This is a genomic window from Cellulomonas bogoriensis 69B4 = DSM 16987 (assembly GCF_000767165.1).
Lineage (GTDB): Bacteria > Actinomycetota > Actinomycetes > Actinomycetales > Cellulomonadaceae > Actinotalea > Actinotalea bogoriensis.
Map to the genome: position 1 here is coordinate 1 of NZ_AXCZ01000124.1, position 8,184 is coordinate 8,184.

6 protein-coding genes are annotated in these 8,184 nt (G+C 72.3%); 5 read left to right on the forward strand and 1 reads right to left on the reverse strand.

What is annotated here, in order from left to right; genetic code table 11:
- The 4 genes from N869_RS10770 to N869_RS10785 form a co-directional block, all read left to right on the forward strand.
- On the forward strand, nt 1–791 hold a 791-nt coding region (locus tag N869_RS10770; RefSeq protein WP_156968500.1), incomplete at its 5' end, for an ATP-binding cassette domain-containing protein.
- Nucleotides 788–1,636, forward strand: a complete 849-nt coding sequence (locus N869_RS10775; RefSeq protein ID WP_052105420.1) for an ECF transporter S component — start codon at nt 788–790, stop codon at nt 1,634–1,636. The genes N869_RS10770 and N869_RS10775, both read left to right, overlap by 4 nt.
- Nucleotides 1,637–1,917: 281 nt before the next feature.
- Nucleotides 1,918–4,776, forward strand: a complete 2,859-nt coding sequence (locus N869_RS10780) for a vitamin B12-dependent ribonucleotide reductase (protein ID WP_035061425.1) — start codon at nt 1,918–1,920, stop codon at nt 4,774–4,776.
- 102 nt (nt 4,777–4,878) lie between these two features.
- Complete coding sequence (locus tag N869_RS10785; protein WP_052105421.1) at nt 4,879–6,132, forward strand: sensor domain-containing phosphodiesterase; 1,254 nt, start codon at nt 4,879–4,881, stop codon at nt 6,130–6,132.
- 3 nt (nt 6,133–6,135) lie between these two features.
- Here N869_RS10785 and N869_RS10790 read toward each other — a convergent pair whose 3' ends face one another.
- Entirely contained in the window at nt 6,136–7,542 is a 1,407-nt protein-coding gene (locus N869_RS10790) for a threonine/serine exporter family protein (RefSeq protein ID WP_035061437.1), read from the reverse strand.
- A gap of 204 nt (nt 7,543–7,746) precedes the next feature.
- Here N869_RS10790 and N869_RS10795 point away from each other — a divergent pair.
- Nucleotides 7,747–8,184, forward strand: a 438-nt coding sequence (locus N869_RS10795) for a hypothetical protein (RefSeq protein ID WP_035061427.1), incomplete at its 3' end; no start/stop codon positions are given.

The window sequence follows — 8,184 nt, forward strand, 5'->3', positions numbered from 1 at the left end:
GGCCCGTCGGGGCGGTGGACGGCGCATCCGATCCGCTCACCGCCTCGGGGCTGCACGTGCGTCACGGACGGGTGCACGCGGTGCGCGGGGTCGACCTCGCGCTCACCGCCGGTACGACCACCGCGCTGATGGGGCGCAACGGGGCGGGGAAGTCCTCGCTGCTGTGGGCGTTGCAGGGCAGCGGGCGGAGGTCGGCCGGGCAGGTGCGTACCGCCGACGGGCACGACCCCGCCACCCTGCGCCCCTCGCAGGCCCGGCGGCACGTCGCTCTGGTGCCCCAGGACCCCGGCGACCTGCTCTACCTCGACACCGTGGACGCCGAGTGCCGGGCAGCGGACCGTGCGGCCGGGGTGCCGTCGGGTGCGACCGCCGCACGGCTCGAGGCGCTGACCACCCGCCTGGACCCCACCGGCCACCCGCGGGACCTGTCCGAGGGGCAGCGGCTCATGCTCGTCCTGGCGATCCAGATGGTTGCCGCCCCACCGGTCCTGCTGCTCGACGAGCCGACGCGCGGGCTGGACTACCGGGCCAAACGCCACCTCACCCGGGCGCTGCGGTCACACACGGCGGCCGGAGGCACCGTCCTGCTCTCGAGCCACGACGTGGAGTTCGTGGCCGAGTGCGCCGACGACGTCCTCGTCCTGGCCGACGGTGAGGTCGTGGCCCACGGGGCCGCCGACCAGGTGCTGGTCGCCTCGCCGACGTTCGCGCCCCAGGTCGCCAAGATCCTGCACCCCCTGCCGCTGCTCACCGTCGGCTCGGTGCAGGCGGCGCTGACCGGCGTGTCATGACCGCGCCACGCCGCGAGCGGACCCGACGCGACCACGCCGCGGTCCCGCTGCGACCCTGGTCCGCGCTGGCGCTCACGGTCGCCGCCGTCGCCGGAGCGATGGCGTTCCTGTGGCCGCTGCTGGTCACACCGGACGCAGTCCTGGCGGACGGGACCCAGGCCCCCCTGGTGCTCGCGGGGGTGCTGCTCGCCGTCGTGGCCGTCGTCCTGGTGTCCCTCACCGAGGGCGGGATGGACGTCAAGGCCGTCGCCGTGCTCGGGATCTGCACCGCCGCCGGGTCCGTCCTGCGCCCGCTGTCGGCGGGGACGGCCGGCGTGGAGCTCGTCTTCGTGCTGATCGTCCTGGGCGGTCGGGTCCTCGGGCCCGGGTTCGGGTTCGCCCTGGGGTCGACGACCATCCTCACCTCGGCGCTCCTGACCGGTGGGGTGGGGCCTTGGATGCCGTTCCAGATGATCGGCGCGTCGTGGGTCGGTCTTCTCGCCGGGCTCCTGCCACCGGTGCGGGGCCGCGCCGAGGTCCTCGTGCTCGCCGTCTACGGTGCGATCGCCGCACTGATGTTCGGGTTGGCGATGAACCTGTCGTTCTGGCCGTTCCAGCTGGGGCCGGGCACGGGCCTGTCGTTCGTGCCCGGCGCACCGGTGGGCGAGAACCTGCACCGGTTCGTGACGTTCAGCCTGGCGACGTCGGCGGGCTGGGACGTGGGCCGGGCCGTCACCACCTCGGTGGGGATCCTGCTGGTCGGCCCGGCCGTGCTCCGGGCGCTGCGACGTACCGCCGCGAGGGCGGCCTTCGGGCCTCCGCCCCCGGGGACCACGACACGCCGGGACACGCCGACCGCGGGTTGACCCGCTCGAGCGACGCGCGCACGGGTTGGCCTGCGCGTTCGGCGCGCGCCGCCCCGATGACACGCCGGTCGACCGAGCTCTCGAGGTCCCTCAGAGCCGATCCACTACATATAGTGGTGTCTCCAGCGCAGGTGCGGCAGTACTAGTGGTCGCTTTCATCCACAGGTTCACCGGCCCGTGCACAGGTCCACCCACAGCTTTCCCACAGATCGACCCACACCCGTGCCCGTAGGACGACCCGGCCACGCGAAGGCCGACCCCTGGGACCCGAAGGAGCAGTCATGAGCCAGACATCGGAGACCACCGCCAAGGCGGGCCGCGGTGCACGCGGCCGCAAGCGGGGACTCACCGTCGGTCGGGTGTTCACCACCCCCGGGGTCCACCCCTACGACGAGGTGACCTGGGAGCGGCGCGACGTCGTCCAGACCAACTGGAAGACCGGGGAGACGATCTTCGAGCAGCACGGGGTGGAGTTCCCCTCCACCTGGTCGCTGAACGCCACCACCATCGTCACCACCAAGTACTTCCGTGGCGCGCTCGGCTCGGACCGCCGCGAGTGGAGCCTGCGCCAGCTCATCGACCGCGTCGTCCTCACCTACACCAAGGCCGGTCGCGAGCACGGCTACTTCGCCACCGACGAGGACGCCACCGTCTTCGAGCACGAGCTGACCTGGATGCTGCTGCACCAGGTGTTCTCGTTCAACTCCCCGGTCTGGTTCAACGTGGGCACGCCCTCGCCCCAGCAGGTCAGCGCCTGCTTCATCCTCTCGGTCGACGACACCATGGAGTCGATCCTGAACTGGTACCGCGAAGAGGGGATGATCTTCAAGGGTGGGTCGGGCGCGGGCCTGAACCTGTCACGCCTGCGCTCGTCCAAGGAGCTGCTGTCCTCCGGCGGCACCGCCTCCGGGCCGATCTCCTTCATGCGTGGTGCGGACGCGTCGGCCGGCACCATCAAGTCCGGGGGCGCGACCCGCCGCGCGGCCAAGATGGTCGTCCTGGACGTGGACCACCCCGACGTCGAGGAGTTCGTCGAGACCAAGGCGCGCGAGGAGGACAAGATCCGGGCGCTGCGCGACGCCGGCTTCGACATGGACCTCGGCGGCAGGGACATCGTGTCCGTGCAGTACCAGAACGCGAACAACTCCGTCCGGGTGAGCGACGAGTTCATGACCGCGGTGGAGGACGGCACTCCGTTCGGGCTGCGGTCGCGCACCACCAACGACGTCATCGAGACCGTCGACGCCCGCGAGCTGTTCCGCAAGATCGCCCAGGCCGCCTGGGAGTGCGCCGACCCCGGCCTGCAGTACGACGGGACCATCAACGACTGGCACACCAGCCCCGAGTCCGGTCGCATCAACGCCTCCAACCCCTGCAGCGAGTACATGCACCTGGACAACTCCTCGTGCAACCTCGCGTCGCTGAACCTCCTGACGTTCCTCAAGGACGACGACACGTTCGACGTGGAGCGGTTCGAGAAGGCCGTCGAGCTGGTCATCACCGCGATGGACATCTCCATCTGCTTCGCGGACTTCCCGACCGACCCCATCGGTGAGACCACCCGGGCGTTCCGCCAGCTCGGCATCGGGTACGCGAACCTGGGTGCGCTGCTCATGGCCACCGGTCACGGGTACGACTCCGAGGGCGGCAGGGCCCTGGCCGCGTCGATCACGTCGTTGATGACCGGCACGGCGTACAAGCGCTCGGCCGAGCTCGCCGGGGCGGTGGGCCCCTACGACGGCTACGCCCTCAACTCCGAGGCGCACAAGCGGGTCATGCGCAAGCACGCCGCGGCGAACGACGACATCCGCACCCTGCACACCATGGACGCCACGGTGCACTCCGCGGCGACCCGGGTGTGGGCCGAGGGCAACCGCACCGGGGAGCGCAACGGGTGGCGCAACGCCCAGGCCTCGGTGCTGGCCCCCACCGGGACCATCGGCTTCATGATGGACTGCGACACCACCGGTGTGGAGCCCGACTTCTCCCTGGTCAAGTTCAAGAAGCTCGTCGGGGGCGGCTCGATGCAGATCGTCAACCAGACGATCCCCCGCGCCCTGCGCCGCCTCGGCTACGCCGAGGAGACCGTCGAGGCGATCGTGGAGCACATCGCCGAGCACGGTCACGTGATCGACGCCCCGGGCCTGAAGACCGAGCACTACGAGGTCTTCGACTGCGCCATGGGTGAGCGGGCCATCTCCCCCATGGGTCACGTGCGGATGATGGCCGCGGTCCAGCCCTTCATCTCGGGCGCGATCTCCAAGACCGTCAACCTGCCCGAGACCGCGACGGTCGATGAGATCGAGGAGATCCACTTCCAGGCCTGGAAGATGGGCATCAAGGCGCTGGCGATCTACCGGGACAACTGCAAGGTCGGGCAGCCGCTCTCGGACGCCAAGGCCAAGACCACCATTCAGCCCGCCCCCGCCGAGCAGGTGGAGCCGGCCGCCGGCGCGGCACCCGCACGGGCCACCCGCAAGCGACTGCCCCGCCAGCGCACGTCCATGACGACCTCGTTCAACGTGGGTGGGGCCGACGGGTACATCACGGCCGGTTCCTACCCCGGCGACGGGCTCGGGGAGCTGTTCGTCAAGCTCGGGAAGCAGGGTTCGACCCTCGCGGGCGTCATGGACGCGTTCTCGATCGCGGTGTCGGTGGCGCTGCAGTACGGGGTCCCGCTGGAGACCTACGTGCAGAAGTTCACCAACATGCGCTTCGAGCCCGCCGGGCTGACCGACGACCCGGACATCCGCATGGCCCAGTCGATGGTGGACTACATCTTCCGTCGCCTGGCCCTGGACCACCTGCCCTTCGAGACCCGCGCCTCACTCGGCATCTACACCAGCGCCGAGCGGGCCCGACAGCTCGAGACCGGCGTGTACGAGCCCGTGCCCGGCGACCAGGAGACGGCCGGCCAGGAGCCGGGCGCACCGGAGCCGGCCCTGGCGCCGACGCCCGTGACCAGCTCACCGGTCGCGGCTCCGGTCCCGGCCTCGGTGCACTCCTCCGCGGAGCTGATGGACCTCAAGCAGGGCCGGGAGGCCGACGCCCCGCTGTGCATGAACTGCGGGATCAAGATGCGTCCGGCCGGCTCGTGCCACGTCTGCGAAGGGTGCGGCAGCACCAGCGGCTGCAGCTGACGCCCACGGACTGTCGCCCCTGGCTCGCGCGCTGCGCGAGCCAGGGGCGACACGTGCGTCCGGAGTGCTCAGCACGTCGCCCGAACGGCCGATCAGGAGGGTGTGGACACACAGATCCTCGACCGACCCGTGCCACCTGACCTCCTGCACGGGATCGGCATCAGGTCGGTCTACCACCCCCTGGTCGACCTCGGGACGGGCCGCACCGTCGCCCACGAGGCCCTCATGCGGGGCCCTGCTGGAACGCCGTGGGAGTCGCCCCTGACGTTGCTGGCCGCCGCACGGGCCGCGGGCACCCTGACCGACCTCGAGCAGGCCGCCGTGTCCGCGGCCCTCCACGGGACGGGTTGCGGCTCCCCGGACGTCACCGGGGTGCTGTTCGTCAACCTCGAACCGAGCACGCTGACCCGGCACCCCGACCTCGTGGTCGCCGAGCTCGACCGCCGCGCCGGCGGGCTCCAGGTCGTCGTGGAGATCACCGAGCGAGCCCTGGCCGCCGACCCAGCGGGCGTGCTCGCCGGGGCCGAACGGCTCCGGGCCGCCGGGTACGCCATCGCCCTGGACGACGTCGGCGTGGAACGCGAGTCCCTGGCATTCATCCCCGTGCTCCAGCCCGAGGTCGTCAAGCTCGACCTCAGCCTGCTGCGCTCGGTCGACGACCCCGCCACCATCACGGTCGCGCACGCCGTCCAGGCCTACGCCGAGGCGTGCGGCGCCGAGGTCGTCGCCGAGGGCATCGAGACCGAGGCGGACCTCGTCCGTGCCCTCGTGCTCGGCGCGACCCTCGGGCAGGGCTGGCACTGGGGGCGCCCCGGGCCCTACCCCGTGCCCGCACCGGCCGGGACCCCGCACCGGCGGTTCGCTCCACGCACCGAAGCGGCGGCGGCGCCCGGAAGCCCGTTCGACCTGGTCGCCGGGTCCGGCCGGCTCCGCACCGCCCCCAAGCACCTGCTGCTGCCCGTGTCCCGGACCCTGGAGGTCCGGGCGATGCAGTCCTCGGTGCCCCCGATGCTCCTGGCCTGCTTCCAGGACCTGTCCCGGCTCACCCCGGCGACGGTGCGCCGCTACGCCAGGACGGCCGAGACGCTCCCGTTCGTGGGGATGCTCGGCACCGACCTGCCGGCTGCGCCTGCCGGGGGTGCCCGCGGTGTGCCCCTCTCCCCCGCCGACCCCCTGGCCCGGGAGTGGACCGTGCTGGTGCTCGGCGCCCACGAGGCGGTCGCGCTGATCGCCCGGGACCGGGACGAGCCGGCGGCACGTGACGCGGACCGGTTGTTCGACTTCGTCCTGACCCACGACCGAGCCGTCGTCACCGCAGCTGCCCAGACCCTCGTCCGGCGGTTCCCCGCCTCGTGAGGTTCACACCTCCGACGGTGCGCGGCGACGTCGCGTCCCCAGGCGCAACGGTGAGGCGAGGAACTCCCCCAACGTGACCCCCGCGGCCAGCCCGAGCCCGATCATGGCCGCGCCGAGCAGCGTGCTCGCCCCGACGATGAGCCCTGCGGCAGGATCGGTCACCAGCTGGAACATGCCCCTGTAGATCGCCAGCCCCGGCAGCAGCGGCACGATCCCGCACACCGAGATCACGATCGACGGCACGTGCAACCTCGGTGCGCTGAACTCGCTCAAGAACCCCACGACCAGAGCCGCCAGGGCGGCGGCGACCGCCGGCCCGGCACCGAGGTCCGACAACCCGGTGAAGGTGATCCACGCGATCGCCCCGGCCACCGCGGCCACCAACGCCGCCCGGGGGCGCGCATAGCTGGCGACCGCCCACGCGACGGCGACGACCGCGGCCGCCACCGCCTGCAACGCCAGCGGCGTGGTGTTGGGCGGCACCTGGATGACCTCCAGGGCCACGCCCACCCGGCTGGCGACGTCCAGGACGGCGCCGATGCCGACGACGATCCCCAGGGTCAGGACCACGACCTCGAAGCTGCGCGCCGCCGCGGTGATCGGGAAGCCGCTGATCGCGTCCTCGGCGGCACCCACCAGCGACAGCCCGGCGAGGAGCACCACGATCCCGGAGGCGACCACCAGACCCGGGGGCAGGACCTCGAACTCGACGGGCAGCCTCGGGACCACCACGAGCAGGGCCACTGCCATGAGCGTGGCGATCGCCGCACCGACGACCTGCAGGAAGAACGGCGGCAGACCCCACCGTCCCAGCTTCCAGATCGTGCGGTCGATGAGCGCGGTCGTGGCACCCGCGACAGCGGCGACCCCGAACCCACCACCCAGGAGCAGCGCGACGCTCCCCGCCAGGGTGGCGAGCGCGACGGTGACGATCCACCTGCGGTACGCCTGGGGGGCGGTCACCACCTCGTCGAGGTCGGCGTGGAGCTGCTCGAGCCTCTCGACGGCCTCCTCGCGGATCACGGGGTGCTCCTCCAGGGAGCGGGCCACCTCGATCACCCCGGCCAGGCGCCCGTAGTCGGGGATCCGGTCGCGGACGATGCGCATCATCGTGATCGGGTGGACGGTCACACCCCGGTCGTAGGAGACCGTGATCGAGGTGAACGTGAGGTCGACCTGGCACCCGTCCAGGCCGAACGCGCGCACCACCCGTCCGACGTGCGCCGTCACGTCCGCGGCCGCAGCCCCCAGCGAGAGCATCGCCTCACCGATGCGCAGGGCCAGCTCGATGGCGCCCTGCGCGACGATGTCGTCGATCCCGACGTCACGGGCGCGTGCCCCGACGGGCGTGGTCGGCAGGCCGCCGAGGGCACGGCGCGCCAGGTGCCGGACCTGCCAGGGACGTCGCATGCGCACGACCATATCCAGGCCCGGGTCGCCCCGCTGCGGGGCGCGAAACCGCCCAACGGGTGGCTCGATCGGTGTGTGGGTCCTGTGTTTCACCCGTGGAGGCTCTTCAGGCGAGGAGCAAGAACGCCGACTCACCCGGTACGGAGATCTGGTGGGGTCCATGACACCCACCGCCCCCATCCCCGACAGGTAGGACGGAGCACGATGACCGAGCAGGCCCCGGCACCGCTGACCCGGCGCGAGCTGCGTCTGGCGGAGCAGGCTGGGCGCGCCCGACGCGCGCCGGCCCGGCACCAGGTCCCGACGGTGCCGCTCGCGGGTGGGCCGACGGCTCCCGAGGTGCAGGCCTGGCCGAGCAGGCGTGAGCTCCGCCTCGCCGACAAGCAGGCGTGCAAGCGTCGTCGGTCCGTCGTGCCCGGCCCTTGGTCCTGGGCGGGTGCCGCCGAGGCGGTCACTCCGCGGTTGGCTCCGGTCGCCGCGTCGCTGGTGATCGTCGGTCTGATCGGGTCCGGGGCGGCGCTGGCCCAGACCGACCACGCGACCCGGGTGCAGCTGCAGGCCGAGCAGGACGCGCGCCACGCCCTGGCCGAGCAGCAGCAGCTCGCGCTCGTCGCCAAGGAGCGGCACCGGGTCCGCACGTCG